27 protein-coding genes are annotated in these 26,975 nt (G+C 64.0%); 16 read left to right on the top strand and 11 right to left on the bottom strand.

The features are described from left to right. Positions 1 to 204: 204 nt before the first annotated feature. Positions 205 to 417 (top strand): DUF3126 family protein, encoded by a 213-nt coding sequence (locus QX132_RS22920; protein ID WP_006611186.1) that lies wholly within the window; start codon positions 205 to 207, stop codon positions 415 to 417. A 109-nt stretch (positions 418 to 526) separates the two neighbouring features. On the opposite strand, the gene QX132_RS22915 is transcribed toward QX132_RS22920, so the two are convergent. Further along, positions 527 to 1,225, bottom strand: coding sequence for a hypothetical protein (locus QX132_RS22915; RefSeq protein ID WP_316162967.1), 699 nt, complete (start codon positions 1,223 to 1,225; stop codon positions 527 to 529). 194 nt (positions 1,226 to 1,419) lie between these two features. Here QX132_RS22915 and QX132_RS22910 point away from each other — a divergent pair, with 194 nt between their 5' ends. After that, positions 1,420 to 1,749: a DUF6949 family protein gene (locus tag QX132_RS22910; RefSeq protein WP_172115419.1), complete on the top strand. Its 330-nt coding sequence runs from the start codon at positions 1,420 to 1,422 to the stop codon at positions 1,747 to 1,749. Between the two features lie 83 nt (positions 1,750 to 1,832). After that, on the top strand, positions 1,833 to 2,363 hold the full coding sequence (locus QX132_RS22905; protein WP_315737487.1) for a gamma carbonic anhydrase family protein: 531 nt from the start codon (positions 1,833 to 1,835) through the stop codon (positions 2,361 to 2,363). 39 nt (positions 2,364 to 2,402) lie between these two features. Here the strand turns inward: QX132_RS22905 and QX132_RS22900 are convergent, their stop codons facing one another. Both QX132_RS22900 and QX132_RS22895 read right to left on the bottom strand, forming a co-directional pair. After that, positions 2,403 to 2,561, bottom strand: coding sequence for a hypothetical protein (locus QX132_RS22900; protein WP_316162966.1), 159 nt, complete (start codon positions 2,559 to 2,561; stop codon positions 2,403 to 2,405). After that, entirely contained in the window at positions 2,558 to 2,839 is a 282-nt protein-coding gene (locus tag QX132_RS22895) for a hypothetical protein (protein ID WP_316162965.1), read from the bottom strand. The genes QX132_RS22900 and QX132_RS22895 overlap by 4 nt, the downstream gene beginning before the upstream one ends. A gap of 98 nt (positions 2,840 to 2,937) precedes the next feature. Between QX132_RS22895 and QX132_RS22890 the strand changes: the two genes are divergently transcribed. The 3 genes from QX132_RS22890 to QX132_RS22880 all read left to right on the top strand — a co-directional run bounded on the left by QX132_RS22890 (position 2,938) and on the right by QX132_RS22880 (position 4,160). Continuing rightward, entirely contained in the window at positions 2,938 to 3,408 is a 471-nt protein-coding gene (locus tag QX132_RS22890) for a hypothetical protein (protein ID WP_316162964.1), read from the top strand. Positions 3,409 to 3,566: 158 nt separating this feature from the next. Further along, the gene (locus QX132_RS22885; protein WP_315754014.1) at positions 3,567 to 3,878 is read left to right on the top strand and encodes a hypothetical protein; all 312 of its coding nucleotides are present in this window, start codon (positions 3,567 to 3,569) and stop codon (positions 3,876 to 3,878) included. Between the two features lie 129 nt (positions 3,879 to 4,007). Continuing rightward, positions 4,008 to 4,160: a hypothetical protein gene (locus QX132_RS22880; protein WP_315737739.1), complete on the top strand. Its 153-nt coding sequence runs from the start codon at positions 4,008 to 4,010 to the stop codon at positions 4,158 to 4,160. 95 nt (positions 4,161 to 4,255) lie between these two features. On the opposite strand, the gene QX132_RS22875 is transcribed toward QX132_RS22880, so the two are convergent. The 3 genes from QX132_RS22875 to QX132_RS22865 all read right to left on the bottom strand — a co-directional run bounded on the left by QX132_RS22875 (position 4,256) and on the right by QX132_RS22865 (position 6,657). Next, a complete protein-coding gene (locus QX132_RS22875; RefSeq protein ID WP_410052883.1) occupies positions 4,256 to 5,068 on the bottom strand; it encodes a dienelactone hydrolase family protein in 813 nt (270 codons plus the stop codon). Positions 5,069 to 5,465: 397 nt separating this feature from the next. Continuing rightward, complete coding sequence (locus tag QX132_RS22870) at positions 5,466 to 5,981, bottom strand: hypothetical protein (protein ID WP_315754017.1); 516 nt, start codon at positions 5,979 to 5,981, stop codon at positions 5,466 to 5,468. Positions 5,982 to 6,234: 253 nt separating this feature from the next. After that, positions 6,235 to 6,657: a hypothetical protein gene (locus QX132_RS22865; RefSeq protein ID WP_315776694.1), complete on the bottom strand. Its 423-nt coding sequence runs from the start codon at positions 6,655 to 6,657 to the stop codon at positions 6,235 to 6,237. 403 nt (positions 6,658 to 7,060) lie between these two features. On the opposite strand from QX132_RS22865, the gene QX132_RS22860 reads away from it, so the two are divergent. Then, positions 7,061 to 8,041, top strand: a complete 981-nt coding sequence (locus QX132_RS22860) for a hypothetical protein (RefSeq protein WP_316162962.1) — start codon at positions 7,061 to 7,063, stop codon at positions 8,039 to 8,041. A 247-nt stretch (positions 8,042 to 8,288) separates the two neighbouring features. On the opposite strand, the gene QX132_RS22855 is transcribed toward QX132_RS22860, so the two are convergent. The 3 genes from QX132_RS22855 to QX132_RS22845 form a co-directional block, all read right to left on the bottom strand. Further along, entirely contained in the window at positions 8,289 to 9,200 is a 912-nt protein-coding gene (locus tag QX132_RS22855; RefSeq protein WP_315776692.1) for a methyltransferase domain-containing protein, read from the bottom strand. 447 nt (positions 9,201 to 9,647) lie between these two features. Continuing rightward, positions 9,648 to 10,274, bottom strand: coding sequence for a transglutaminase-like cysteine peptidase (locus QX132_RS22850; RefSeq protein ID WP_315737496.1), 627 nt, complete (start codon positions 10,272 to 10,274; stop codon positions 9,648 to 9,650). Between the two features lie 334 nt (positions 10,275 to 10,608). Continuing rightward, positions 10,609 to 11,223 carry a PilZ domain-containing protein gene (locus tag QX132_RS22845; RefSeq protein WP_315737497.1) on the bottom strand — a complete coding sequence of 205 codons (615 nt, stop codon included), beginning with the start codon at positions 11,221 to 11,223 and terminating at the stop codon, positions 10,609 to 10,611. A 183-nt stretch (positions 11,224 to 11,406) separates the two neighbouring features. On the opposite strand from QX132_RS22845, the gene QX132_RS22840 reads away from it, so the two are divergent. From QX132_RS22840 to QX132_RS22825, 4 genes are all read left to right on the top strand, one after another. Then, the gene (locus QX132_RS22840; protein WP_316162961.1) at positions 11,407 to 12,390 is read left to right on the top strand and encodes an MBL fold metallo-hydrolase; all 984 of its coding nucleotides are present in this window, start codon (positions 11,407 to 11,409) and stop codon (positions 12,388 to 12,390) included. Positions 12,391 to 12,627: 237 nt separating this feature from the next. Further along, the gene (locus tag QX132_RS22835) at positions 12,628 to 13,791 is read left to right on the top strand and encodes a trypsin-like peptidase domain-containing protein (RefSeq protein WP_315737499.1); all 1,164 of its coding nucleotides are present in this window, start codon (positions 12,628 to 12,630) and stop codon (positions 13,789 to 13,791) included. 91 nt (positions 13,792 to 13,882) lie between these two features. Beyond that, positions 13,883 to 15,157, top strand: a complete 1,275-nt coding sequence (locus QX132_RS22830) for a hypothetical protein (protein WP_315771090.1) — start codon at positions 13,883 to 13,885, stop codon at positions 15,155 to 15,157. Between the two features lie 3 nt (positions 15,158 to 15,160). Further along, positions 15,161 to 18,298, top strand: coding sequence for a tetratricopeptide repeat protein (locus tag QX132_RS22825; RefSeq protein WP_316162960.1), 3,138 nt, complete (start codon positions 15,161 to 15,163; stop codon positions 18,296 to 18,298). Positions 18,299 to 18,356: 58 nt separating this feature from the next. On the opposite strand, the gene QX132_RS22820 is transcribed toward QX132_RS22825, so the two are convergent. Next, the gene (locus tag QX132_RS22820) at positions 18,357 to 18,914 is read right to left on the bottom strand and encodes a PAS domain-containing protein (RefSeq protein WP_315798719.1); all 558 of its coding nucleotides are present in this window, start codon (positions 18,912 to 18,914) and stop codon (positions 18,357 to 18,359) included. Between the two features lie 523 nt (positions 18,915 to 19,437). On the opposite strand from QX132_RS22820, the gene QX132_RS22815 reads away from it, so the two are divergent. Beyond that, the gene (locus QX132_RS22815) at positions 19,438 to 20,235 is read left to right on the top strand and encodes a rhomboid family intramembrane serine protease (protein ID WP_315737726.1); all 798 of its coding nucleotides are present in this window, start codon (positions 19,438 to 19,440) and stop codon (positions 20,233 to 20,235) included. A 276-nt stretch (positions 20,236 to 20,511) separates the two neighbouring features. Then, positions 20,512 to 20,940 (top strand): CBS domain-containing protein, encoded by a 429-nt coding sequence (locus QX132_RS22810; protein WP_315737503.1) that lies wholly within the window; start codon positions 20,512 to 20,514, stop codon positions 20,938 to 20,940. On the opposite strand, the gene QX132_RS22805 is transcribed toward QX132_RS22810, so the two are convergent. Next, positions 20,927 to 21,961, bottom strand: coding sequence for a patatin-like phospholipase family protein (locus tag QX132_RS22805; protein ID WP_316162959.1), 1,035 nt, complete (start codon positions 21,959 to 21,961; stop codon positions 20,927 to 20,929). The genes QX132_RS22810 and QX132_RS22805 overlap by 14 nt on opposite strands. 273 nt (positions 21,962 to 22,234) lie before the next feature. Here QX132_RS22805 and QX132_RS22800 point away from each other — a divergent pair, with 273 nt between their 5' ends. The 3 genes from QX132_RS22800 (at position 22,235) to QX132_RS22790 (ending at position 26,953) form a co-directional block, all read left to right on the top strand. Then, positions 22,235 to 23,299: a hypothetical protein gene (locus QX132_RS22800; protein ID WP_316162958.1), complete on the top strand. Its 1,065-nt coding sequence runs from the start codon at positions 22,235 to 22,237 to the stop codon at positions 23,297 to 23,299. A gap of 81 nt (positions 23,300 to 23,380) precedes the next feature. Further along, positions 23,381 to 23,551, top strand: coding sequence for an RNA polymerase sigma factor region1.1 domain-containing protein (locus QX132_RS22795; protein ID WP_316162957.1), 171 nt, complete (start codon positions 23,381 to 23,383; stop codon positions 23,549 to 23,551). Positions 23,552 to 24,478: 927 nt separating this feature from the next. Continuing rightward, complete coding sequence (locus QX132_RS22790; protein ID WP_316162956.1) at positions 24,479 to 26,953, top strand: putative bifunctional diguanylate cyclase/phosphodiesterase; 2,475 nt, start codon at positions 24,479 to 24,481, stop codon at positions 26,951 to 26,953. Positions 26,954 to 26,975: the final 22 nt, after the last annotated feature.

Genomic DNA, 26,975 nt, shown 5'->3' with positions numbered 1-26,975 from the left:
GGATTTGACGATCCGCCGTTCGTCTTGGCGGAGTGAATGTGAGATCCACGGCGTCCCTTTCAGGTCGTTCGACATCGCCGGCTCGTCTTGCCTCGATCGGTGGGCCGGAATGTCGAAATCACAATGTCGAAATCACAAGGACACGGACGTTCGCGCTGCAACGTCCGCATCATCCGCAAACCTCGCTGTCGATTGGAGATCACCGTGGACGTTCAGGAAGTCAGGAAGCTCGACGCGTATCTGAAGCGCGTGTTCGGCAATCCCAAGATCCGTGTAGTGCCGCGGCCGAAGAAGGAGGACTCCGCCGAAGTCTATATCGGCGAGGAGTTCATCGGCGTGCTGTTCGTCGACGACGAGGACGACGATCGCTCGTTCCAGTTCCAGATGGCGATCCTGGAAGACGATCTGGTGGAGTAAGTCCTAGAGCGCGTAGCCCGCATGAGCGCAAGCGACATGCGGGTTCACACGCGCTGGGCGAAAGACCCCGGATATCGCTGCGCTCATCCGGGCTACGACTGACTACTGACTACTTCGTCGCATGCATCTGCGCCGTCAGCCGCTCCATCGCGGCGGCGACGTCCTGCCACTGTGACAGCCAGCTGCGCGGAAACCGGAAGATCAGATCCGCGCCCTCGACGCGGCGTTCGCTGAGGCACATGCCGGGCGTGGTGGCGTCACGCGTGCAGCGGGCGACCAGCAAAGGCTGCTCGGCCGTGAACAGATCCTCCACGTCGTACGGTGTGCCCGCGCGGAAGCTTCGCATGCTCAGCCCGTCCTGCACCGACACGGCAACTGGATTGAGGTAGCGCGGATAGATTGTCTTCAGTCGCGTCTCGGGCGACATCGCGTCGTGATGCGCCGATATCGAGACGAAGATGCGATCGATCGGGTGCGGCGCCTGATCGATCTGGTCGGCGCTGACGTGATGCGGCGCCTCGGGCGGCGTGAGCGAGGGATATTCGAAGCCGAGATCGACGCGCTCCTGCGGGCCGGTGTGGCGCTGAATCTTCACCCGGATGGCGGCCGCCGGCACGTTGAACACGGTGCTGCCGATGCTGACCGGCAGGCGCTCGGGCCCCTTGAAGGTGCTGGCGCGCCAGGTCGGCCAGAGCAGGTAGGCAACGAGGGCGATCGCCGCCGCCGCCAGCACGCAGCCCAGGATGATCGGCACGGCATGGCCATGTCCGTTCGAAGGGCGGGCACTGCGGACCGAAAACATCGTCATGGCGGGCAGGGATCTCAAAGCCGAATCAGCGGCGACTATGCCACGGCGATGCGGCATTCTGCAGAAACTTACCTGCAGGGAGCCGCGCACCGGCTGCGGCCGCCGTTAACCGTTCCTTAAGGATAATGTGGCGGGCGCGAGCGCTTTTTGCCAAACCAGCATCGGGCAGTTCTGCAAGTGTGTGAGTGCGTACGATGTCGGCAGAGGCGTTCAATTCCCTGTTCTCGCTCCTCATCGGTTTCGCCTTGGCCGGTGCCCTGGCGAGCGGCTATCAGGCGTATGCCGAACGTCCGCCGGGCTTTGAGCTGCTGCAGGAGGGCGTCACGCCCCGGCGGTTCGCCGCGGTGCCGTTCCTGGTGTTCGCCGCGCCCTTCATCATCATGCGCAACACGCTACGCGGCGCGCGCATCGAGCGCCGCCGCTTCGAGTTCGTGATGCTGGCGACCGTGATCGCCGGCTTCTGGAGCATGATGTCCGGCACCTTCGTGGTGATGACGCTGCGCGCCGCGGGCGTGCTGACCTAGTTCCCGTGCCGGGCGCCGCCGCCGCGGTTGCTTGAAATCGCTCTGGCGGCTGTGCCAAGGTCACCTGCGAACGGGAGACCTCGATGGCCATCTACGAACTCGACGGGCAGGCGCCCGAGCTGCCGGCGGACGGCAACTACTACATCGCCGACAATGCCACCGTGATCGGCCGGGTGAAGCTCGCCAAGGAGGTCACCGTCTGGTTCGGCGCGGTGATCCGCGGCGACAATGACTCGATCGAGATCGGCGAAGGCTCCAACATCCAGGACAACGCCACCTGCCACGTCGATCCCGGCTTTCCGCTGCGCGTCGGCCGCAACGTCACGGTCGGCCACAATGTCATCCTGCACGGCTGCACGGTCGAGGACGACGCCCTGATCGGCATGGGCTCGATCATCATGAATGGCGCGCACATCCGCCGCGGCAGCGTCGTCGGCGCCGGCGCCATCATCACCGAGGGCAAGGATTTTCCGGAATACTCGCTGATCATCGGCGCGCCCGCGCGTGTCGTGCGCACGCTGGAGCCGGCGCAGGTCGAGCGCATGGGTATCGCGGCCAAGGCCTATGTCGCCAAGGGACCGCGCTATACCAAGGGCCTGAAGAAGATCGGCTGACCTCGCCGCCGATCGAACTGTCGGGCTATCGGAGATCCCTCACGTCCCTTCGGACTCGCCAGCTTCGGCTGCGCTGGCGACACGCTCGTGGCCGCTCGCCCACAGCGCATGCTGCTCGCTGCCGTCGTGATAGGGATTGGCCTCGGCCTCGCGCGCGGCGCGCTCGCCCTGCTCGAAAGGATCGGGGTCGGTGCTCATGCTGATGCCCTGCTTCTCTGCTTCGGTTTGCGCTTCGACTGGTTTCTGGACTTGTCGTCGGTCTCGCTTTTCCGTTTGCGCGCAGGCTTGCCTGTGCCATCGCCATCCTCCGCAGCGCTCTTGCGCAGCGCGTCCTTCAGATCCGCCGGTACGCCGTGCTTTTCCAACAGGTCCATGAACGCCTCGTCGGCGAGATCCTGCAGACTCAGCATCTGATCGCGGCCCAGCTGCTTGAGCTTGCCGAACGTGTCCTCGTCGAAGGCGATCAGCTTGCGCACGGCTCCTCGGTCTCCTCGCCCATCAATCCTCTCCGATCAACATTCGTTCCGGAACGCGGTCCGCCCGGTCGGGTTGAAGCGTAAAGGGAGACGGTCACATGGCCAGATCTTCGTTGGGCACTTTGATCGTGATTGCAGGCCTCAGCACGGCCACAGCGGTGTTCGCGCAAGGCGGTGCGGGCGGTGGAGGAGGCGCTGGCGGCGGCGCGCCGGGTGCGGGGGCCGCCGGCACCGGCACGACCGGTATCGCCGCGGGATCAGGGAACGCCGCCGGTCTCGGCAACGCGCAGAACGAAGCCGGAAGCGGCAACAATCCCTCGCGGCTGTCGCAACCGGGGGCGGCAGGCACCAACGGGACTAACAGCCTCGGCACGGCGCAGTCGTCCGGTTCCGGCGCGAGCGGGGCGGGGTCGAGCAATTCCGGCGTCACGACCGGCACGGGTCGTGGAGCGGCGGGAGGCACCGCGGCAACGGGACCGAACCACGCCGGTGATGCGACCGATGAGCAGATTCAGCAGGAGAACAAGACGGTCGACCGGAAGGTCAAGAGCATCTGCCGCGGTTGCTGAATATTGCCCGCGGCTCCGGACGTCACGCAACGACATCGAGATCGCGCAGATGTGAGCGGGGTTGCCCCCGCGCCGTTCCAAATTCGGCTTAGAGACATCCGGCTGAGAGTACCGAGTGCAATGACATTGTCATGCCGGTTGAATTTGGAGACGGATCGATGCGCAAGAGATTGATGGGATTGCTGGCGGGTGCCGTGATCGCGGCGGCGATGGTGCCCGGCATGGCATCGGCGCGCGGGCCGGGCGGCTTTCATGGCGGCGGTTTCCATCACGGATTCGGTTATCATCATGGCTTTGGTCCAGGCTTCGGAATCGGGTTCGGCTTCGGCTATCCCGGCTACTACGGTTACGGAGGCTATCCTTACTACTACCCGTACACCTACGAAGATCTCGGCGGCTGCTACGTCGCCCGCAAGCGCGTGCGCACGGCGCACGGCTGGCGCTATCGGAACGTCGAGGTGTGTGAATGAAGCTTGGGCGAGGTGACCGGCCGATCCGGTCACTTCGCCTTAACGACATCTCGTCACCTTTTGTTGGCGCTCCGATCGGCGGCGCACAACGGAGAAGTAGCTGGCGCAACGCTTGCATGGGATCCAGGCATGATGAACACACTCACATCCCCTGAACTCACGTTGGTCTTCATGGGCGTCGTCGTCGGCCTGGGCGCAGCGCTGGTCTGGATGGCCTGGGAGCTCGAGCAGGGCGGCAGGCAGCTGGCGAAGATCCGTCGCGACGATCATCGCCTGCGCTAACCGCCGACAGCCCGGAGCCCGCATGAGCGCAAGCGACATGCGGGACGTCTCGCGGGGGCAGTCTTACCCGGTTCGCTCGCCCGGGCGGGCGGCCGTCAGCTCAGCACGCCATATTTCTTGAACCACGCCTGCATCTGCACCCAGCCGTCCTCGGCGGCGTCCTTGCGATAGCTGGGGCGATAGTCGGCGTGGAAGCCGTGCGGCGCGCCGGGATAGATCTTGAACTCAGCGGTCTTCTTGTTGTCGGCGAGCGCGGCCTTCATGGCTTCGACGCTGGCGACGGGAATGCCGGTGTCGGCTTCGCCGTAGAGGCCGAGGACGGGCGCCTTCATCTCGGGTGCAAGCTGCGTCGGGCTCTTCGGCCAGGCCGGATTGGGCGGATCGATCAGCGGGCCGTAGAACGCGACGCCCGCCTTCAGCGCCGAACTATGCGCCGCATATTCCCACACGTTGCGGCCGCCGCGGCAGAAGCCGACGATGCCGAGGCGCGAGGTGTCGCCGCCCTGCGACTTGGCCCAGGCCACGGTCGCGTCGAGGTCCGACGTCAGCTCCGCGTCGGGCTTGGCATTCACGATCGGCAGCAGGTCCTTGATCTCGGTGATCTTGGTGAGGTCGGTCCCGCTGCGGAAGTAGTAGTCCGGCGCCACGGCCAACGCGCCGAGCTTGGCGAGACGGCGGGTCACGTCCTTGATGTACTGATGCAGGCCGAAGATCTCCATCGCGACCAGCACGACGGGCGGGTTGCTGGCGCTGGCGGGGCGGGCGAAATAGGCCGGCATGTCGCGGTCGCCGACCTTGATCTTCGCATCTCCGGCATTCAGGCCATTGCTGTCGGTGGTGATGACCTCGGCCCGCACCGGGCCGGCAGCCAGCGTGTAGCCGGCCGTCACGGCAGCGGACGCGGTCATGAAGCCGCGGCGTGAGAAGGGGGCGACCGTGGTCAGCCCGATGACATCGGAGGTCAGTGCTGGATCGGCGGACATGGGGGCTCCTCTGCGTCTTACGGGCGCATTGAGCCGAGAATTGACTGGGAAAAGCAAGTCACCAGCCGGAGAGCCGCGGCAGTCGGGTCCGTTCCGGGCGGTCGAACGCGATCCCACAAAGAACAAGGCCGTCGGCGCAGTATGGCGCCAACGACCTTGCCAGCCCCGGATATTGAAATTGGCCCTGTGCCATCCTGAAATTGGCTCGCCATCCGGTGAAGGCAGGATGGCGTGACTCCCGGTTTCAATCTGTGAAGCACTTCACAGGGGCCCGGGAAAATTCGGCGGGAAATTCTACGAGCAGGTGTCAGGACCGGCCATATCAGGACCGGTTGCGGCGATGCCGATGGCCGCTGCGGCTGGCATGGGCGCGGGTGCGGATGCTGCGGTTGCGCGGGGCCGGCGCGGCCTGCTCCGAGCTCTGGGTGCTGGCGAAGGACTGGCGCAGGCCGTCGATGGAGTCCTTCAAGGTCGAGACCTGGTCCGAGAGCCGCTTGGTGTCGGCCTGCTGGGCGGCGAGCAGGCGGCGCATGCTCTGCATCTGCTCCTGCATCATCTGCAGCTGATCGATCGATTCCTGCTGGGTGGCTTCCAGGCCCTTGGTCTTCTCCACCAATTGCTCGGACGCCTGCACAGTGCGCGCCTGCAATTGCCGCGTCACCGCGCCGCGCTCGGCTTCCGGCGCGCCCCCATGGGCACGCCACAACATGATGCCGCCGATGCCCGCGACCAGCACCACGAGCGTCGCGGCTGCGAGCGCGATCGGCTGGGCGCCCTTGACGGGGCTCGGGCTGAGCTTCTCGGGGTAGCGTCTGGTGTCGCGCGTCACCGGATTCATCACGAAACCACCCAAATTGAAAAAGCTTCGGATGCTCCTCCCGAAAACTGGGAGAGGCGAAAACTCGAGCAGAGAACGCTGTTCGCCCAGCCCGCAAATCGAGCGTCTGACGGACGAACCAAGTCGTCAAGGTTTGATTAGGAAATCCGACAAAAGCGAGGCCTGCAAGTCCGAAAGGGCGCCGCCGCGCCATGCACCATGCCGGTTCCGTGCGGCGGTCGCGACCGGCCGAAAAATGCGGCGGGACAGATGCTTACTGCGTTGCGCTGCAGTTCCGGCAGATCGTGAGCTTCTGCTTGAGGCGGGCCTCGTCGGCGAGGTCGGCCGCCTGTTCCTCCTCCCAGCTCATCCGGCCCCGATAGCCGGAGCTCGACTGCGCGGACATCACGTCGACCCGCGAGTCGCCACGGCGCTTGGCGCCTTTGCGCGGCGTGCCGATGTCCGGCTCCGTCGCCATCTCGGTGTCGGCGTCGGAGGTGGCGACACGGCCGTCCCAGTCGGCCGCAGCGCTCGTCGGCTGCGCGGCAATCACGGCGGGCGCAGCGGCCATCGCCGGCGTGGCTGCAGGGGCGCCGGCCGAGGCCAGCGGTCCCGAGCAGCCGGTGCCGGACATGCAGCAGTTCGCCAGGGTCAAGGCCGCGGCCAGCAGGGTCGCGCTTCGCAGGATCATCATCATGCCGACAACCTAAACCCGACGGTCGAGGGAAAACAAGGTTGGCCGGCCATTGCCGCGCCCCGCCTGCGACATATCGTCAAAGCAAGGCCAAAAAAAGTTGCGCATCGAGACGGCCTTACGCGAGGCGATGACGTGCCTCCCACCGTCCGCGACCCACGGCAAGACGCCGAACTACGAAGTCCGCGACCCCCGCGCCGCGGGGCTTTTTTTGTTCCGGCAGCTCACCACGGCTTGTCGGAAACTCGGCTTAGATAAGTATAAAAATACCGTTATTGATTGCGTCAGACTCTGAATTCAATCTTAAGTCGATTTTTTTGCGCGTGACGGCCAACCATGTGGTATTTGCTAACCGTTGTTCCGGCCGGCAGGGGGCGCGTGCGTGCGTGATGGGCACAAACTTTGGTTGTTGATCTATATTGCCATGGTCGTTGTATCGGGCTGCCTGGCGGCTCCGATCGCATATAGCGGCAGGGGGATCTCGATCGCGGGATGCAAGCCGGCGCCGGAGCCTGATCAGTTCATCAGCTACTGCAGTGCGCGCCGATTTGGAGACTTCGAGCATGCTGCGTTTTGGTTCGGGATCGAGCGCAGGGCGCTTGCCAACCTGAAGGCAGCCGATGTGGTCTTTACTGGGTCGAGCCGCACGATGTTTGCTTTCAGCACGGCCGAAGTGCGGTCGTATTTTGCCGCACGCGGTCTACGGCAGTTTAATCTCGGATTCGGCTATGAAGACCAGCAGACGTTCTTCTCTGCGCTTGCGGTGAAGCACCATCTGCGTCCGCGTGTGCTGGTGATTGGCGTCGATCCCTATTTCAACGATCGGGTAAGCGAGCCCGCCCTGGCCGCGCTGCATGATGGATGGGAGCTCGGGCGGGCTCTGGTCAAGAAGGGGGAGATGTGGGCCCAGCCAGCCCTATGCAATTTACGGTTTGTCGACTGCGAAATGGCGCCGACGGCCTTCAGATCCTCAGTGGATGGCTATTTTCGTTGGCGGGATGTGCTGATGGCGGATCGCCAGCGTCCGCGAGTTCGTCGGAGCCAGTTGCGGGACTTTCAGGTCAATGTGCCGCTCTCGGCGATCGAGGCAAACAACTTCTTGAAGCGAATTGGCATGCCTGCCGACTGTGTCGTTCTGGTCCCGATGCCGACGACCGAAATCTGGCCAAAGCCGGATCCGACCAAGCAACTCGCCGAGACGATCGGGGCGATGTATATCGATGCTGATACCGGCGACGATCTCACCTTCGTCGACGAGGCTCATCTGTCATTTGACAGCTCGAAGCGGTTCTCGTCGGAGTTTGTTCGCGCGTTCGACCGACTGCCGCAGACGTGCTTGAACAATGGTCCATTGCCGGCTCAAGCCTCCGTGCTTCCTGGCGGGTGATGGAGCTAGGACGGTCGAGATCGCCGCTGGCCTCTAACGGCGGACGCTTGCATCTCGGCCTGCTCTCAGCACGGCGTCGTCGAGAGATTCACGGTGACAGTCGATCGTGCCCGACGCGCGAGAGATCCTGGCCGCAGCCTTTGCCACGGCCTGGTCGATTGAAGGCGCGGCTGCGCCCGATGGCAGATACTGATGCCAGCTACGCTTCTCTGGCATCACAATTCGAGAAACGGTAGGCCACCTTTCGCTATGGCAGCCGGACGGGCGCGCGCCCACTCCCACGCAGCAGAGCGTAGTTCTTCTGCAGCCAGCGGATAAGGCGGGGGCTCACCGTTCTGCCGAGTTCCGACTCAAGCGCCTCGATGCGATCCTGCAACTGGAGGAGGTCGCTGTAGCGAGCTCGCATCCTTTCGCTCAGTTGGCTGTGGGTCGTAGCGATCTCGAGCGAGGGGCGGAACGCCTGGTCGATCGTCTTCCGCAGGATGACGTGAAGATTGAGCTGGGGGACGCGATTGTTGTCGGCGAGATGGGCCGGCTCATTCAACATCGTATCGCCGCCGAGACAAGTGATGCCGAGAGCGTCGATCCGGTTTTCGCCCGCATGGGTGACTGCGAGGCACTCGATCTCGTAGCCGTTGGCCTGGGCAAGCTCCCGGAAGAAGAGCGGCGTGTAGCAGAAGTATCCGTGGTCGAGATAGCCGCTCGCTGGCAGCTGATGGTAGATCACGCCGCCGACCTTCATGGCGTCATGCATCACTTCGAAACAGTTCCACTGATTGACGATGTGCTCGGTGGTGCCGAAGTTGAGAACCACGTCGAAATGGCCACGGAGCTGCGAAGGGAGTTCGTCGAAGTTGAGATCCAGGATGTTGGTGTTCTTCAGCCCGGGACAAACATCGATCGCCTCATATTCGATGTTTGCGAGATCCGTGATCTCGGAAAGCATCGTCGTTCTCTCGTCCGCTCTTGGCGTCGAGAAGTGGACGAGCCGATCAACGGTTATTGCGTCAGGACGCGGCTGTCCCAGGCGCTCGACGATTTCCGTGATCTGCTCGGCGCGTGCGAAATAGATGGTCTGCGGCCCGATATCGAGAATTCTGTTTTTGCTGCCGGTCAGATGTCCGTTCCGCTGCAAGTAGATCACGGCATCGAGGTTCATCCCCATAGCAATGCCCCACGCTAAAGGAGAAGCACTCTAGCACCACAGTCTCAGCGCAATCAATCTTCGCGTGTTGATGTGGAACATCACTGATCTTGGATTGTATGGCGGGGCTGCAGCGGCCGCCAGTTCCTCAAAAAGAACGAGTATACCGATGGACTTGCGCCTCGCGTGCGGGCTCGAGGAACTGCGCGATCAGGTCAGTCGGGCCTGGCCCGAGCGGCCGAAGTGACGGGTGGACCGGCGAGCGGGACCGGAACGGTGCTGCCAAGCCGTGGAATTCAAGCGGTTTTCGTGAATTTCGGCTGGCTCAAAAAAGTTGCGGCCAGGCCTTGGGGGAGGCCTGGCCGCGCGCGAACCGGTCTGGGACGGGGAGGGGTGGGGATGTGACCGGGTCGCGTAACTCGAATTCGTGTCTCGCCTCTCTGATCAGCGTTCGCGGACGCCTTAGCGTTCTCTTGCGCTGGCGGTGGCCACTGCCGGGCGACCGTCGCCGAGCGAGACCCAGACGTTGGGATCGCCCTGCGACTGCCGCTTGACGAAGCGGTAGCCGGTCTCGGTCCAGGCGACGACGCTCTCGTTCTGATTGTCGAGCACGTATTCGCCCTTGTCGGTCTTCACGGTGAGGACGGCGTGTCCTTCACCCTTCTTGTCGCGCACCACCGTGATCAGCAGCGCCTCGCGGGGCCAGCCGGCATCGATCAGCAGCTTGCGCTTCAGCAGCACGTAATCCTCGCAGTCGCCGTAGCCGTCCGTCGGCAGCGACCATTTCTCGACCACGCCCCAATGGTCCATGTCGGTGATGGGCTTGACGTTCTCGTTGACCCAGCGATTGACCTTTAGCAGATCGCGCCAGGCGGTCTGGGACAGCACGATGTCGCGGGGCTGCGACGCGCCGCCGCGGCATTCCTCGGGCGTCTCGGTGCAGAACTCGACCCAGCCGATCGGCGCCCGTGCGGTGTCGCCAAGGCTCGCATAGAGCACCCGGTCATCGCCGGCATGCGCCATCCCGCCCATCGCCATCAGGAAGGCTGCGACCGCCCACCCTTTTGCCTGTCCCGTCCGCTTGACCATTTTTGGCCCCCCGTTTTCGTTGGGACCATGTGTCTCATAAAGATTTTTCGCTGCCGCTAAATCGCCACGATGGATTTGACGCAAATCCAAGTAAAACAAAGGGCTTATTCGACTTTCACTTGAATCGAACTTAGCTAAAATTTGAATCGTTCGGGGTTGAATCGAATGCGCGGCATTAAGCCGGGAACCGCTGCCGTTGCAGGGTCTGCCGCGCTTTGCCCGCCAGCCATTAACCGCGCCGGACCACCTGTGCGCTGGCCGAACGCCACACGGCGCCCGCGGTGGCGGACGCCGTGTGCTCCGTGAAGTTGCGGGATTTCAGAGGCTTGCGGCTTTACCGCGCGGTAACGCTGTCTTCGAGCGTTTCGGCGATCTGGGCGTGCAGGAACTCGATCGCGAAGCCGCCTTCGAGATTTCGCACCACGCGCGCCTGCACGCGCCCGAGCATGACCTGCGATTTCAGCGGCGGCCGGGTCTCGGCCGCGATCGCCGCGCCCGACAGCGACATGTCGATGATGCGGCAGGTCATCTTGGTGCCGTCCTCGAGCGTCAGCACCGCGATCGGGTTGCGCGGAATGATACGGTCGTGGCGGCGATCCTCCGGCAGGTTGAGGATGTCGCGGTTGGCGAGCCAGGTCAGCTGCGCGGCGAGCTTGTCGCGCTTGCGCGCGGTGGCGCCGATCGTCATCGCAAAGCCGTTGTCGATGATGCGGGTGATCTTGCCTTCGACGCGGCCGATATGGTCGAGATAGGCGATCACGCGGTCGCCGACATTGCCGATGCCCGGCGCGAGCAGCGCGAGGCCGCCCGGCGACATGTTGATCACCTGGCAGGGAAACTCACGGCGGTCCGGCAGCATGTAGCGGCCGAGCAGGTGGACCTTGACCCGCTGGAAACGGCGGCGCTCCTCGGCGGCCGGAAGAGAGAGTTTTTTGTTCGGCAACGCCATGTTTCGCCACTCAAAGCCGGCTCTTAGCGTGCCGGATGATCCAGTGTTGAAACTAAGTCCTGCACGGTTAATTCAGCGTTACGTTGTGCTCCTGCAGCACGCTGCCACGGCCTTTGACGAGCTGATAGAATGGGCAGGCGAGGCATCGCGCCAATGACACCAGTGAAGACGGGAGAGACGTTCATGCGGAGTTGGTTGGGAGCCGTGGCAGTCGTGGTCTGCGCAGCGGTTGGATCGTCGCCGGCCGCGGCGGCCGAGATGAAGGTGACCCTGCTCGGGACGGGCACGCCGACGCCGCGCCTGTCGAGCTTCAGCGCCTCCACCCTGATCGAGGCCGGGCCGGAGCGGCTGCTGTTCGACCTCGGACGCGGCTCCACGATCCGCCTGTTCCAGAAGAACATCCCACTCGGCAGCATCACCGCGCATTTCCTCACCCATCTGCATTCCGATCACGTGGTGGGGCTGCCGGACATGTGGCTGAGCGGATGGATCGGCACGCCCTGGGCCTCGCGCAAGGGGCCGATGGTCGTGTTCGGACCGAAGGGGACAGTGGCGATGACGGAGAATCTCAGCAAAGCCTTCTCCGAGGACATCCGCATCCGCATCGATGACGAGCACTATCCGCCCGAAGGCGTCGCCTTCGCCGCGACCGATATCGGGCCGGGCGTCGTCTACGAGCGTAACGGCGTCAGGGTCAGCGCCATCGAGGTCAATCACGGCGAGAAGATCAAGCCGGCGCTCGGCTATGTCGTCGAGTTCGACGGCAAGAAGGTCGTGCTGTCCGGAGACACCAAGCCCGATCCGCGGGTGGAGAAGGCGGCGGAGGGGGCCGATCTTCTGATCCATGAGGTCGCGGTGATCGATCCGGAGCTGCTGAAATCCTACCCGAACTACCGCGCCATCGAGGACCACCACACCTCGCCCGAGGAGGCCGGCAGGATCTTCAGCGAGGCGAAGCCGAAGCTCGCAGTCTACTCGCACATCGTGTTTGCGACCGTGAAGCCGGTCCAGGACGTGCCGGAGGATGCGCTGGTCGCGCGCACGCGCACGGCCTATCAGGGCCCGCTTGTCGTCGGGTGCGATCTTACTTCGTTCGTCATCTCGGATCACGTCGCCGCGTTCGCTCCCGACGGCAGTCTGCTCACCCCGCTGACCGGCTCGCGGTGAGGCGCGGGACGTAGCCCCGATCGCGTGGCCCGCATGTGATGCGACCACAGGTCGTCGCGACAAGATCCACACTCTCCAGACCGGATCTGGCGGCCTCCCGTCCCTCCGGTGACTTCAGCGGGAGGTTACATACCGTAAACAATGCTCTTGAAAGTAGAGTTTGAGCGCAGCACATTGTTCTGTGGAGCTATGAGGGGCACCGAGACGACGAGCCCATCGGCTTCAACGAGACGTCGTGTGCCGATCGTCGGCCGGGCGGGCACCTCAGTTCGCGCAGGATCTGGTGCGATGATACCGGGCATCGATTTCGGCGAGTTCCAGGAAGCGCTTGTCGCAGCGTTCAATCCTAGAGAATTGGAGATGATGGTCCGCGTTCGATTAAACGAACGGCTGGAAGACATTGTTACACCCGGTCCGAACAACTACGTGGCGTTTCAACTGATCGACTGGGCGGAGCGAAAGGGCGCGACGATCGTCGTCGATTTGGCCCGCGCTGCGTATCTTACGAAGCCTGACCACGAGAAGATACGACGCCTTTACGAGAAATTCGGCATGGCGCCGACGATGTCGGTACAGAACGCGGGCAAGTCCGTCACCGCGGCGCCCGAGCGTGCCACCGCAAGCGGCCTCGAAGCGATCGTGCGTCCGCGACTTAAGACCTTCGATATGGGCGTGTGGCGGGGATGCATGGCACAGATCGAGGGCCAAGTTTGCCGCATTGAGTTTGACGGCAACGCGATGGGGACCGGCTTCTTGATCGGACCGGATCTCATCCTGACCAACTATCACGTGCTCGAGTCCGCGATCGAGGGGACGGCACGTCCGGCCGCGATCGCCTGCCATTTTGATTACAAGGTTCTCACCGATGGCTCGCGCTCGGAAGGAGTTGTCGTGCCGCTGCACGATTCAGACTGGCGCATCGACTTCGCGCGTTACAGCCAGGCCGAGGCCGAAGGTCAGCCGGACCGAGATCTTCCGGCGGTCGACGAACTCGATTTCGTACTCGCCCGCTTGGCGCGATCCATCGGCAACGAACCGATCGACAAGAACGCCGGCTCCGGTGCCCCGCGACGGCGCTGGATCGCAATGCCCAAGACACAGCCGCCACTTGAGATCGACATGCCGCTGCTGATAGCCCAACATCCGGACGGGAGCCCTTTGAAGCTCGCCGTGGACACGCAAGCTGTGCTCGGCGTGAACGGCAACGGCACACGGGTTCGCTATGCCACTAACAGCGACCGAGGCTCATCGGGGTCCCCGTGCTTCAATATGGAATGGTCGCTGGTTGCGATGCATCACATGGGCGACCCTGCCTGGGGCTCGCCGAAATTCAATCAGGGCATTCCGATTGGAATGATCCGCCAGCGGCTTGCAGGCAAGATCGAGTTCGAGGCGCCATGATGCGCTGGGTCCGCTTCGCTTCAAGTGAAAGGGCGTAGAGGCCATGGTCGAGACAGACGCTGCCGGCTCCGCGAAAGGGGCGGACTCTCTCTTGGACAAGAAGCTGCTCCATGGCATCTGCGATGCGTTCAACATGAACGATCTGAAGATCCTGGTTCGCACGACGATGGGCAAAGTCGTTTTCAATCGACTGTCCTGGGATCAGCCGAAACCGAACATCGTCCTCGATCTCTTGGATATGGTCGAAGGGGACGGCCGGCTTCTCGACCTGCTCAATGGCATCAAGAACTGGGAGGATCAACAGTCCAACGAGGCCCTTCAGAGGGTTGTCGACGAGCACCTTGATCGCATTTCCACCCCGGCCAGCGTCAAGACGCTCAACACGGGGATCAATAGCCTGCGTCGGGAAGTCGAGGAGGACGCCGGGATACGCTCCGTCGTCGCCGCCTCGCGCAAAACGCTCGACCAGGTCAGCAGCAGAATCGACGCTCTTTTTCATTACAAGGAGCTGCACGATTGCCTGCACGACATCCAATTGCGACATTACCGCGAGATCATCGATTGTGCCAAGGAACTGGGGCGCGATCCGCAAGCATCGTTCGGGCTCCAACAACACGTCATCGACCTCGCGAAAATCTGCAGCCGCGTGCGCGAGGCGGCCGAACTGCTCCCGGAGGTCGGCGCCGATAGGACGCATGTGCGGGGCTGGATAGAGGAGCTCGAATCGGCGATTCCGAAATTGCGGAAGGCCGTTCGCGACGAGGATACGCACGATGTGATCACAGCGGTGTTCCCGTTTCGGAGCGTGATCGTCTCCGAACAGAGCAGGGTCAATGCATCGCTCAACCGATATGCCGAAGAGCTCCCGTTGCGAGAGCTGAGCGAAATCCTCGCCAATGCTGTCGCCGCCAAACCGGCAGGGGATGCGTCGGCTGCCGACCTTCAAGAGGCGATCGCATCTTTGAGGAACATCAAGTCGCAACTGAGTAGCCGGGTTGCGGAACACGACAAATGGCAGAGAATCGAGAAGGATTTCTGGGAGGCCGAAGACAACATCGAAAAGAACACACCGGAATCGCTCGACCTGTTCAAGGAATTCTGGCCGGCGATCAAGTCGCGCGTCGACGAGATCGCATCCACGCAGGCTGAAGCGGACTGGGCGAAGGATGCCAAGGAGTACGCCAGCCGGGTCGACGAGACGATCGCCAGCCACGTTACCAATTTCGGCACGCTGCGCAGAAATTTCAAACTATTCCGCGATACGGCGCTTCTTCACTTCTTCAATGTCGATCGAGATCTCAAGGCGCAGTGTGGAGACATCCTGAAGATCCGTGAGCCTTTGCGAGAACTGTCTGACAAGGTGTGAGCCATGTCGAAAGATCACCAAGTTGCGCCGGAAGCCTCAGGACCGGTGCCGTCAACATTCACCTCGCTAACCGAATTGCGCGCCGAACACATCGCGTTGATGCGCGCGGCCCGCGATCGAGAGAACGACCAAGATCTGCTTGCCGACGTCCATAAGTTCGTCGATCGGGCGCAGGCGGCGGGACGATGGATAGATTCGCCGGCCGACCGCGAGGCCGCCCAGAACATCATTACCTACTGGACGTCGTATCAGTTTTCGGCCGGCGATCGGGAGGCTCTCTCTGCCACGCTGCCCGCCCTCGCCCCCTTCGACCCGTCGCACGCCCCGGACCTCACCAGCGCCGCTAATCCCTACATAGGGTTGAACCCGTTCGACGAAGGCGACGCAGGGCGCTTTTTCGGGCGCGAGGAGGCTGTCCGAAGACTTCTGGAGCAGCTTCGCGAACAGCGAGTAGTGCTCGTCACCGGCCCGATGGGAAGCGGCAAGACATCGATTGTAATGGCCGGCGCCATCCCAAGGATGAAGTCGCAGATTGTCGGGGAAGGCAAGAGCCCGCTCGTTCTGGTCGTAGTTCCGAGAGCAGATCCGTTCGCCGCGTTGCTCACGAGCATATATGAGGCGGCTGCCAATCCCGCATTACCCAAACTCGAAACATGGATCCCCGAGCAGAAGCAGAAGCTCGAACGTTCGCCAGAGCTTTTTGGCGCCTTGCTCGACGGCGTATTTCCGGGGCGCCCCGTTATCATGGTTGTCGATCAGCTCGAGCAGATCTTTACGATCTGCTCGGACGAGAAGACGAGGGAGGGCTTTGTTCAGGCACTGGTCGGAGCGCGTGGCCAGCCGGACCGGACCATCCTCATTATCGAGGAGCGGTACCAGCAACCGGCGCTTCAGCTCGCCGCGCTCAAGTCACTCGGGGAGAACCCGGCCGCGCGCTTCTCGCTTGCGCCGCCCAACGCTGCCGAAGTGCAGCACATCATCGAGAGCGCGGCCACCACGGTCGGGCTCAAGTTCGACGAGGGAATCGTCGAGGACCTCGCCAAGAGTGTTGCCGGCGATGCGGGCGCGCTGGCCATGCTGCAATTTGCCCTTGGAAGGCTGTGGGACCAGCGCGAGCGCAACCGCATCACCTGGGAAGCCTATCATAAGGTGGGCAAGCCGCGAGACGCTCTGATCCGTACGGCAGAAGCGATTTACGCCGGTCTGACGTCTGACGACCAGGCGGCCGCGAGGTGCGTCTTCCTGCAACTGGTGCAGCCCGATGTGGAGGGGTTCATCCGCCGCCGGGTGCGGCGGGACGTTCTGGTGCAGATCGCGCCTGCCGGTCGCGTCGACCATGTTCTGGAGCGATATGTGGATGCCGAGCTCATCCGGCGCAGCCCAGGCGTCGGCTGGGACGACGATCGCTTCGATCTGGCCCACAGCGCGCTGATCGACGGCTGGCTGCGATTGCGCGACTGGCTGCAGGACGAGCGGGACCGGTCCAAGGCGAAGCTGCAGCTCATCGCGACTGCGCAGCGCTGGCAGGCATCCGGCTTCGACGCCGGTTATCTGCTCTCCGGCGCCGCTCTGGATGACGCGGCGTCCTACATGGAGGGCGCGCCGGAGCTCAAGGAGCTCGTGGCGGCCAGTCGGGCCCACAACGAGGTGCAGGCGCGACGATATTCCCGCGCCAGGAACGGCGCGCTGATTGTCATGGCGGCCTTGCTTGTTATTGCGGTGTGGGGCTGGCGAAAGGCGGATTTGGAGGAGCAATCCGCGCTGCGGAGCGCGAAAAGTGCATTTTCCGTCGTCGGGAGCGTGCTCGATGTAATTCAGGATCAGCTCAATACCGGCGCAATCCAGGTTTCGAGTGCTGAACGGCTGCTGCGCGGCGCCGAGAAGATCTTCGGTGCCGTCGAGAATCGGCCGGAAGTCATGGAGTATCGCGCCAAGCTGCTGACGAAGTTCTCGGATGTGTACCTGCTGGTTGGAGCACATGACGCTGCCTTAACACAAGTCGAAGAGGCCAAAGACCTCGCTGACCAGCTCCTCGAGAACGACGCCGAGAACGACGAGTGGAAGAAGCTGCGTTATGAGGTTGCGTTCCGCCTCGGAGACGCCTTCGAGGGCCGTGACCTGAAGCGATCCGCAGCGGAACTTGATTACGCGCTACGGATTGCGCAGCGGCTGGCTGACAAGAATCCCGCGGACGGCGCAGCGCGCCCAAGAATCGCATTCGTCGAGAACAAGATTGCGGACAGCCTCCTGAATACGGACTGGAAGGGCGCTCTGGATTGGTACCGGAAATCCCTTGCGATTGGCACCGCTCTCCTGGCTCAGGACCCGAACGATCCGGATGCGCAGAAGGCCGTGGCGGATGCTCGGACCCGGATCGGCGATGCCCTTGCTGCGCACGATCGCCCGAAGGAAGCTCTGGCGGAATACGAGCAGGCAATGACGATACGGGAAGCCCTGGTCCGCAGGGAGCCGGAAAACAACGTCTATCGATCCAATTTGTCGAGGATCTACGAGCAGATCGGCCGCGTGCACAAGATGCAAGACCAGCTCGACGACGCACTGAAGTACTTCCAGATGGCAGTCGACCTCTCAGCCGGCCTCGCCCGCGACGATCCCGACAAGGTCGACTGGAAAATTCGCCTCGCCCGGCAATACGTCATCATCGGCGATTCGGTGGCAGAACAGGACCCGGCGGGCGCGATCGACAAATACCGCAGTGCTCTGGCAATTCGCGAGGAGATCACCGCAAAGGGCCTCAATAAAGTGGCATGGACGCGCGACGTAGCCGACACGCACGATAGGCTTGGGAGCGCCTGGCGAAGGCAGCACGACTTCGTAAACGCGCTCAAGGAATATGATGCCGGTCTGCAAATCCGGCTGCAGCTCGCGGGAAGGTTTCCCGACGATAGCAAGCGTCAACTTGAGCTGGCGGAAGGCTACGAGCGCATCGGTGACGCCGCGCGCGAGCAGAGCGAGCCGGGAAAAGATGACCGCTCGCTGCAAGACGCCGTCGACGCCTATCGCAAGGGCCTCGTCGTCGTCAACGCACTCATAGCCAAAGACCCGAAGAGCGGGACAGAGAAGGTGCGCGAAAGGTTCCAGGCGAAACTCTCGGCCCTTACGACAATCCGCTCGCGGTAACGCAATTGGAGTATTTGCGGTTGCTTCTGCACAGAAGTCCTAACTACGCGCGCCGCAGTCAGCGCAGGCCCTCATACACCATCAAGCCGCGGGCGAGCGCGAGCTTGCGCAGCGCGCGCGGCACGATCGGCTCGGCCGGCGGATGGATGTAGCGCCATGACACCATCTCCAGCGGTCCGAGCGCGCCTCGCGGCGTTTCGAACGGGGCGAGCAGGCCGGTCAGGCTGATCGGCTCGTGCGCGCGCGTCGCGAACGGCAGCAGCAGCAGCTCGAAATGCGCCGTCGTGCGATCCGGTCCCTGCGCCCTGACGCCGGCGATCGCCGGCAGCGTCTCCTCGCACACGACCATCGTGATCTCTTCGATCTCGCGGCGGCTGGCGGGCGCGAACTGCGCCGGGAAGCTTCTGTCCTTGACGTCGCCGCCGAGCAGGGCGCACAGCCGCGTGCCGGCCATGCGGAACGGAAAGCCGCTGTCGGCGTCGCAGGACAAGACGAAGATGTCGCCGAGCAGCTCGCGCACGGCCGACGGCTCGAAGTCGCAGCGCTCCGGCGCCTTGGCATGGCCGCGCCTGTCGTTCCAATAGGCGAAGAGCTCGCGATTGGACGGATGTTTCATCTCGGTGATCCCTCGCGCCCTCGACGTCACGGAGGACATTGCTGTCCCGCTTTCGTCCAGGCGCCTCCCTGGTTTGTTTTCGCAGGAGGGGCGGTGCAGCGTCCATGCCGATGGTGCGATCGTGCCGGCTTTCCCCCGGCCTTCCGCGCGTTAAGGTTAAATTAACGATGAGCTTGGCGGCCGCCGAGCGATCGTTAACAATGCGTTCATCAGATCGCGGCCGGACGGTGGAAGGTCCGCCGCGATACGGTGAGGTACACGCAGGCGGCGTCAAACAAGTCTGGTCGTCGCGACGGGGCGGGGTGGGGAAAACAAACCCGGGCGCTCCGGACGCGGCAGAGGCCGGCAAGTCTCGGAGGGAGGGTTTTCTCAGGACCCTCCCTCGTTCTTTTTGCGGATCCGCCGCCCTTTCTCCACCGCTGCCACCGCGCCGCACATCAACTCTGCCGCCGTGCGCTTGCACAGGCCGGCCAAAGCCGCCTATCTGACGGATCTGTTCCTCTCGTCGAAGGCGTGCGTTCCGTTGGATTCCTCCTCGTCAGACCTCACGCAGGATCCGCCGCTCCAGCAGGCGCGGGAGCCGATCCTCAATCTGCCGGGCGCACTGACCGCCTACATCCTGCTGATCGCGGTGATCCATCTGCGCGTGCTGTTGCCGGACGAGTGGAACGGCTGGATCATCGACCTGTTCGCCTTCGTCCCGAAACGATACGACCAGACCCTGATGGACGGGGCGTTTCCCGGCGGCACGCCGGCCAAGATCTGGACCTTCGTCAGCTATTCGCTGCTGCACGCCAATCTGGCGCATATCGGCTTCAACGTGCTGTGGCTGCTGCCATTCGGCAGCGCGCTCGCGCGCCGCTTCGGGGCGGCCCGGTTCTATCTGTTCATGGCGGTGACGGCGGCGGCCGGTGCGCTGGCGCATCTGCTCACCCATGAGCACGCGCTGGCGCCGATGATCGGCGCCTCGGCCTCGGTGTCCGGCACCATGGCGGCCGCGATGCGCTTTGCCTTCGTGAGCGGCAGCTTCCTGTCGTTCACTCGCGGAGATGCCGAGGCGGCGGCCAGGGTTCCGGCGTTGTCGCTGTCGCGTGCGCTGCGCAATCCGCGCGTCCTCGGCTTTCTGGCAGTGTGGTTCGGCGTCAACATCGTGTTCGGCATCGGCGGCATCACGCCCGGCGCCGAGGGCGCCGACGTCGCCTGGCAGGCTCATATCGGCGGCTTCATCGCCGGCCTGATCCTGTTTGCGCTGTTCGATCCCACCCCGCATGTGCGTGACGATGCTGCGCCTGCGTTACCGTCCGACGTGGTCGACCGTTAGTTGCCGCAATCCTGCGCTTGCGAGCGCAGGTGATTTCATTCATCATTTGCGTCCACTGCAACCGGAGCACGATTCCGGATGAACGAAAGCAGGCCATTTTGTGCCGCGCAGGCCAGCCTGCCGAGTGCAATGCAACCAAAGCGTGATCGGGAGGATTGGATCCGTTGCGTTGCCAGACTGTTGATTGAAGACTCGCTTGACTGACGATCGCTGGAAGCATCGGCCGCAACGACGCCTCGCGCAAGAAGGCACACCGGCCCCTGAAGGAGACGAGCAATGACAGTACGTGCGATTCTCGACATCAAGGGCCATCAGGTCGAGAGCGTCGAGTCCCAGACCACACTCGCCGAAGCCGCCAAGCGGCTTGCTGACCGCAAGATCGGCGCGGTGCTGGTGATGTCGGGCTCCCGGATGGAGGGCATCCTATCCGAGCGCGACATCGTCCGCGCGCTCGGCGAGCGCGGCGCCTCGGCGCTGACCGAGCCGGTGTCGAACGTGATGACGCGGCGGGTGGTGAGCTGCAAGCCGGCGGATACCGTCGCCTCGATCATGGAAGTGATGACGAACGGCAAGTTCCGCCATCTGCCGGTGATCGAGGGCGGCGTCGTCGTCGGCCTGATCTCGATCGGCGACGTCGTGAAGTGGCGCGTCCAGGAATACGAGACCGAGCAGGAAGCCCTGCGTCAGTACATCAAGACGGCGTAGTCGTCGCTCCGCCGCCGGTCGGCGTCACCGCGCCGGTCGCCTGGCCGATGGTCTCCTGGATCGAATCCAGCGCACGTTCGGCCGCCCTGGTGCCGAACGCGATGAGGTCGGCCGCGCGGTGGAAGTCGAACCAGCCGATCTGGCCGACGCGCGGCGAGATCAGAAGGTCCGGCGGATCGCCGGCGAGACGTGCGCGGGTGATGCGGTCCTGCATGATGTTGAAGGCATCGACCATCACCGACGAGATGCCCGGCCGGCCGCCGCCGCCGAAGAACTGCCGCTTCACCGCGCGCTCCGGCGAGAACAGCCTGCCGAAGCGGCGCTTGGGCGGCGCGCTCTCCATCACCGTCTCCGGCACCTCGACCGGCTGGCCATGCGAGTAGATCGTCGTCGAATGCGTGAACACGTCGCTGGACAGGTTGGCGGCGATCACGATCTCGGCGCCGAGCGCGCGCGCCGCCGACACCGGCACCGGGTTCACCATGGCGCCGTCGACCAGCCAGCGGTCGCCGATCAGGACCGGCGCGAAGATGCCGGGCAGGGCGTAGGAGGCGCGCATCGCATCGACCAGGCTGCCATGGGTCAGCCAGATCTCGTGACCGGTGCGGATTTCGGTCGCCACGGTTGCGACCTTCATCGGCAGCTCCTCGATGCTGACGCGGCCGAGCGAGGCTTCGAGCTGGGCGGCGAGCTTCTCGCCGCCGATCAGGCCGGAGCCATTGAGGCGAATGTCGAGATAGCCGAGGATGTTGCGCATCTGCAGGCTGCGCGCCCATTCCTCCAGGGTATCGAGCTGGCCGGCCGCATAGGCACCGCCGACCACGGCCCCGATCGAGGTGCCGACCACGACGTCGGGCACGATGCCGTGCGCCATCAGGGTTCGGAGCACGCCGATATGGGCAAAGCCGCGCGCCGCACCGCCGCCGAGTGCCAAGCCGATGACCGGCTTGCGGATCGTCCCAAGACCGACATCGGAACCTTCGGTTCCGCTCGCACGGCGTCCTTTCAGAATATCCAGCACCGAGATCTCCACGCCTACGCATACTGTGTGCAATGAGTCGGCAACGGACTCATGACGCATGACAGTCTAGCACCAGCCTACCAGAAGCATCCTTTATGCCGGGTCGACGGAAGCATCGGATGCCGCTGATGTGAACGCTCTCCTGGACGGAACTGCGCGCTCCGGCCGCTCACCGCCGGAGAATGCGACCAAGTCGCGCGCCGCCCATGCGGTTCCTCGGGGACAGTTGAGTAGAGGCTTGAATTTGCCGCGTTTTCGGTCAAAAGCAGGACGATGACGACAGGTCGCGGGTTCACCAGATTCCGGCGCAGCGGGCGGCTATGGCTTGTGCTTGCCTTGTCGTGCCCGCTGACCGGGCTCTCGATGTCGCCGGCCGCAGCGCAACTGTTCAGCGACAGGCCGCCGCCGGTTCCGCCGGCCTCGGTGCCCGATCCCGGGGCAGCGGTCAGCCTGGCACCACCCTCCGGCCCCATTCCGCCGCCGGCACCCCAGGCGGTGCCGGGACCGCCGGTCGCCGCGATTCCACCCGGCGCGCCGGCTGCGATCCCCCCGGTTGCCGCTCCGCCGGCCGCAGCCCCCAATCAGGGCGTGCTGTCGCTGTCGGCGCGGTTCGGCAAGGACCTGCCGAACATCAATGGCGGGCTGGTCTGGCGCGTGTTCGCCGACCGGCCGGACGAATCCGGCGCCTTCAAGATGCTGCGCGAGGATCGCGGCGCGACGCCGAACATCGTGCTGCCGCCCGGTACCTATGTCGTTCATGTCGCGCTCGGCCTCGTCAGCGCGGTCAGGTCCGTGAACCTGAAGCCGGAGACCGATCGCGAATCCTTCGTGCTGCCGGCTGGGGGCCTGCGTCTCGAGGGCAGGGTCGGCACCAGCAAGATCCCGCAGAACCAGATCTCGTTTGCCATCTACAAGGGCAGCCAGTTCGACGGCCGCGAGCGGGCGCCGCTGGTGCCGAACGTCGCCGCCGGCGACATGCTGATGCTGCCGGAGGGGACCTATTACATCGTCTCCAACTATGGCGACGCCAACTCGGTGGTGCGCTCCGACATCCGCGTCCAGGCCGGTAAGCTCACCGATGTCACGGTGACGCATCGCGCCGCGGTCATCACCTTGAAGCTCGTCTCCGACAAGGGCGGCGAGGCGCTCGCCAACACGGCCTGGTCGGTCATCAACCCCGGGGGCGACGTGATCAAGGAATCGATCGGCGCCTTCCCCAAGGTCGTGCTGTCCGAAGGCGACTACCGCGCCATCGCCAAGAACGAAGGCAAGGTGTTCGAGCGCTCCTTCAGCGTCGTCAACGGCGTCGACGGCGAGGTCGAGGTGCTCGCGCGGTAAGCGGCTCGCACGCGAAATGGCCCCGCAGAAGGACACCGACTCTCCCCGTTATCTATGAGAGCCAGTCTCCGGGAGAGCCGCATGCAGATATCCCACATCATCCGCCAGGCCATCGAGATCGGCGAGCGCAAGGGCTGGATCACGTTCGACGAGCTGAACGCACTTTGCCCGGCTAACACAGTCGACCCCGAGGACATCGAGCGGATCATGCGGGCGCTGAGCGACGCAGGCATCCGTTTGGAGGAGGAGTGATGCAAGAACAGCGTTTTTGGCAGGAGCGCGCCTGACCACGGGTGTCGTACCGGCGAACGCCGGGACCCATACCGCGGATGCTATCGGGGGACGTCGCTGTCAGTGGCCCGCATCACCGCGGCCGGTGGCTATGGGGCCCGGCTCAATGCCGGGACGACAGCGGTGATTGTCGAAGCAGTGGTGCGCGACACGACTCGCTAAGTCGTGCCACATCTGCCCGTCGGGTTACTTTGTCGCAGTTATTAGTTCTTGTGTCGTCGGGCAAATCAGGTCGATCTTTCCGCGCATCCCGCCTCGAGATGAGGGGCGTATCGCGGTCGTCACGAGACGCGAGGCGGGGAGCGGTGGGCGTGGTGGATTGCAGCGCGAGTCTCTCGCGCCGACGAACAATTCGCTGCGCACGGTCAAGTCGCGCGGTCCTGATATCCCGATGCTGATATCAACCTCACAGCGATGCTCGCGCGTCGTGCGGGGGATGGTGGCCAGAAAGCCCGGCGCACCAGGGAGAACGCGAAGCAGCCGTTCAGCCATCGCGCAGGGAGGGCCGGGTTTCCGGCTGACCCGTGGTACCTGCCGCCTGCATTTTTTTTCGCAGGCGGGCCACGGACCTCAGTCGAGGTCCGGCTCTCCCTGCGCCCTCTGTTCGAAGAGGGCGGTTCGATTAGCAAAACTCGGGCAGATATTGTCGCGAGATCGCAGGTTCACATCCGCATCTATGCCGTATCGGTATCGACCTCGCCGTTGCGACATAGGCGACGAACGTGAAGCGATGCTGTCACAGTCGCTAATGCGCGATAACCATGGAACCACTTAAAACTGTCACAATCGCTGCGCGCCACGCGCGAAGCCAATGCATTTACAGCTCGTTAAAGCCGCGTCTGCTTCAGATACCGCCGGGACCGACAGGGTGGCGATTGAGTGGAAATGATGAGTGCCGCGACGACCAAGGCGTTGACGACGATCAGCAGCGATCTGTTTGACGACATCCCGGTGCTCAGGCGCAAATGGCAGGCCGCGTTGAAGCCCGGCCAGCGCCTGCCGCGCTACGAGGACGTCATGCTGGGCAGCCTCGGCCGTCTCGCCGATCATATCGCGGTGCTCAACAACGAAGACGGCGGTCTGCAGATTTCGCGCAGCGGCCGCTACGTCCAACAATGGTTGCAGGACGAACGCTCGGGCGTCGCGGTCGAGGCCGTGTCGCCGGATTGCGCCACCGTGCTGGTGGAGGCCGCAAACTGCGCGCTCGCCAGCGGCCAGCCCTATCTCGCCCATGCGCATTGCGTGCGCGACGGCATGGTTCGCAGCTATGACGTCCTGGCGCTGCCGACCAACTCGCGGTGGGGCAGCACGCTGGTCGGGACCTATGTCAACGAGCGCGACGCGCAATATAATCTGCTCGATGCGATCTTCTCGACGACGGATGACGGCGTGGTCTCGCTCGCAACCATCCGCGACAGCGTCGGCATGCCCTGCGATTTTCAGGTCGTCCATCACAATCGCGCGGCGGCCGAGCTGCTCAGGCTGCCATCGGCGACGCTGCAATGGCATCGCCTGAAGCAGGGCGGCAACATGCTGTGCACGCCCGAGGTGATGGCGCGGCTGTTCGATGTCGTCACGCAGGGGCGAAGCGACCAGTTCGAGCTCGACAGCGAAGCCCGCAGTCTCAGGCTCGGCGCCCACGCCTTTGGCGACATCATCTCATTGACCATTGCCGACGTGACCGCGCTGAAGCGGCGCGAGGCGTCGTTCCGGCTGCTGTTCGACGCCAATCCGGTGCCGATGTGCATTCTCGACGCGAAGACCGCGCAGATCCTCAATGTCAACGATGCGATGGTCGGCCACTACGGCTACGGCCGGGCGGACCTCCTTTGCATGAACGTCTGGGATCTCTGGCCGCCGGGCGAATGGGAAAGCCTGGATGACGCGCTGTTGCGGCTTGCCGACGGTGACCTGTTTCATCGCGACTGGCGCCATCGCAAGGCCGATGGCAGCGAGATCGAGGTGCTGACCTATGGCCGAGAGATCACCTTCGATGGCCGCGACGGCGTGCTGGTTGCGATCGTCGATATCACCGAGCGCCGTCGCGCCGAGGCGCGCATCGCCTACATGGCGCACCATGACGGGCTGACCGGCCTGCCGAACCGCGAGTTCTTCCAGCAGCGCCTCACGCAGGAGCTCGACGGCGCCGGCGCGGCCGACCGGCGCATCGCGGTGATGTGCATCGACCTCGACCTGTTCAAGACCGTCAACGACTCCTTCGGTCATCCGATGGGCGACCGGCTGCTGCAGGCGGTCGCCGGCCGCCTGACGCAGCAGATGCATGGCGGCAAGCTGGCGGCGCGGCTCGGCGGCGACGAGTTCGCGGTGATCATCAGCCAGAGCAGTGGCGCCAGCGACGCAAGCGAGTGCGCCGCCCGCCTGATCGCGGCGCTCGGCGCGCCCTATGACATCGACGGCAATGAGCTCGTGATCGGCGCCTCCATCGGCATCGCGCTGTCGCCGGGCGACGGCGCGAGCTGCGAGGAGCTGATGAAGAACGCCGACATGGCGCTGTATCGCGCCAAGCAGGACGGCGGCCGCGTGCATCGCTTCTTCGAAAAGGAGATGGACCGCCAGGCGCAGAAGCGGCGCGACATGGAGCACGATCTGCGCCGCGCCTTCGCGCATGGCGAGTTCGAGCTGCACTACCAGCCGCTGGTCGATGTCGCGACCAACGCCATCTCTGCCTTCGAATGCCTGCTGCGCTGGCGTCATCCCGACAAGGGCATGATTTCGCCGGCCGACTTCATCCCTGTGGCTGAGGACATTGGCCTGATCGTGCCGCTCGGCGAATGGGTGCTGCGCGAGGCCTGCCACGAGGCGGCACGATGGCCCGATGGCATCAAGGTGGCGGTGAACCTCTCCGCCGTGCAGTTCCGCAGCCGCAACCTGGTGCAGGTCGTGGTCCAGGCGCTGGCGCAGTCGGCGCTCGCGCCGGAGCGGCTCGAGCTGGAGATCACCGAGTCGATCCTGCTCGCCGAGACCGAGGCCAATCTGGCGACGCTGCATCAGCTGCGCCAGCTCGGCATCCGCATCTCGATGGATGATTTCGGCACCGGCTATTCCAGCCTGAGCTATCTGCGCAGCTTCCCGTTCGACAAGATCAAGATCGACCGCTCCTTCGTGAAGGACCTCGCGCAGCGCTCCGACTGCCTCGCCATCGTCCGGGCTATCTCCGGCCTCGGCAAGAGCCTCAACATCATCACCACCGCCGAGGGCGTCGAGACATCGGATCAGCTCGACTGGCTGCGCGCCGAAGGCTGCAACCAGGTCCAGGGCTTTCTGTTCAGCGCCGCAAAGCCGGCATCGGAGATCGCGGGGTTGCTGGCGCAGTTCGGCGCGCGGTCGTCGAAGGCAGCGTGAGAGGAGAGGCTAGTTAGTTTCG

Source organism: Bradyrhizobium sp. SZCCHNRI20481, from assembly GCF_032485055.1.
GTDB lineage: Bacteria > Pseudomonadota > Alphaproteobacteria > Rhizobiales > Xanthobacteraceae > Bradyrhizobium.
This window is presented reverse-complemented; position numbering and strand designations above follow the sequence as displayed.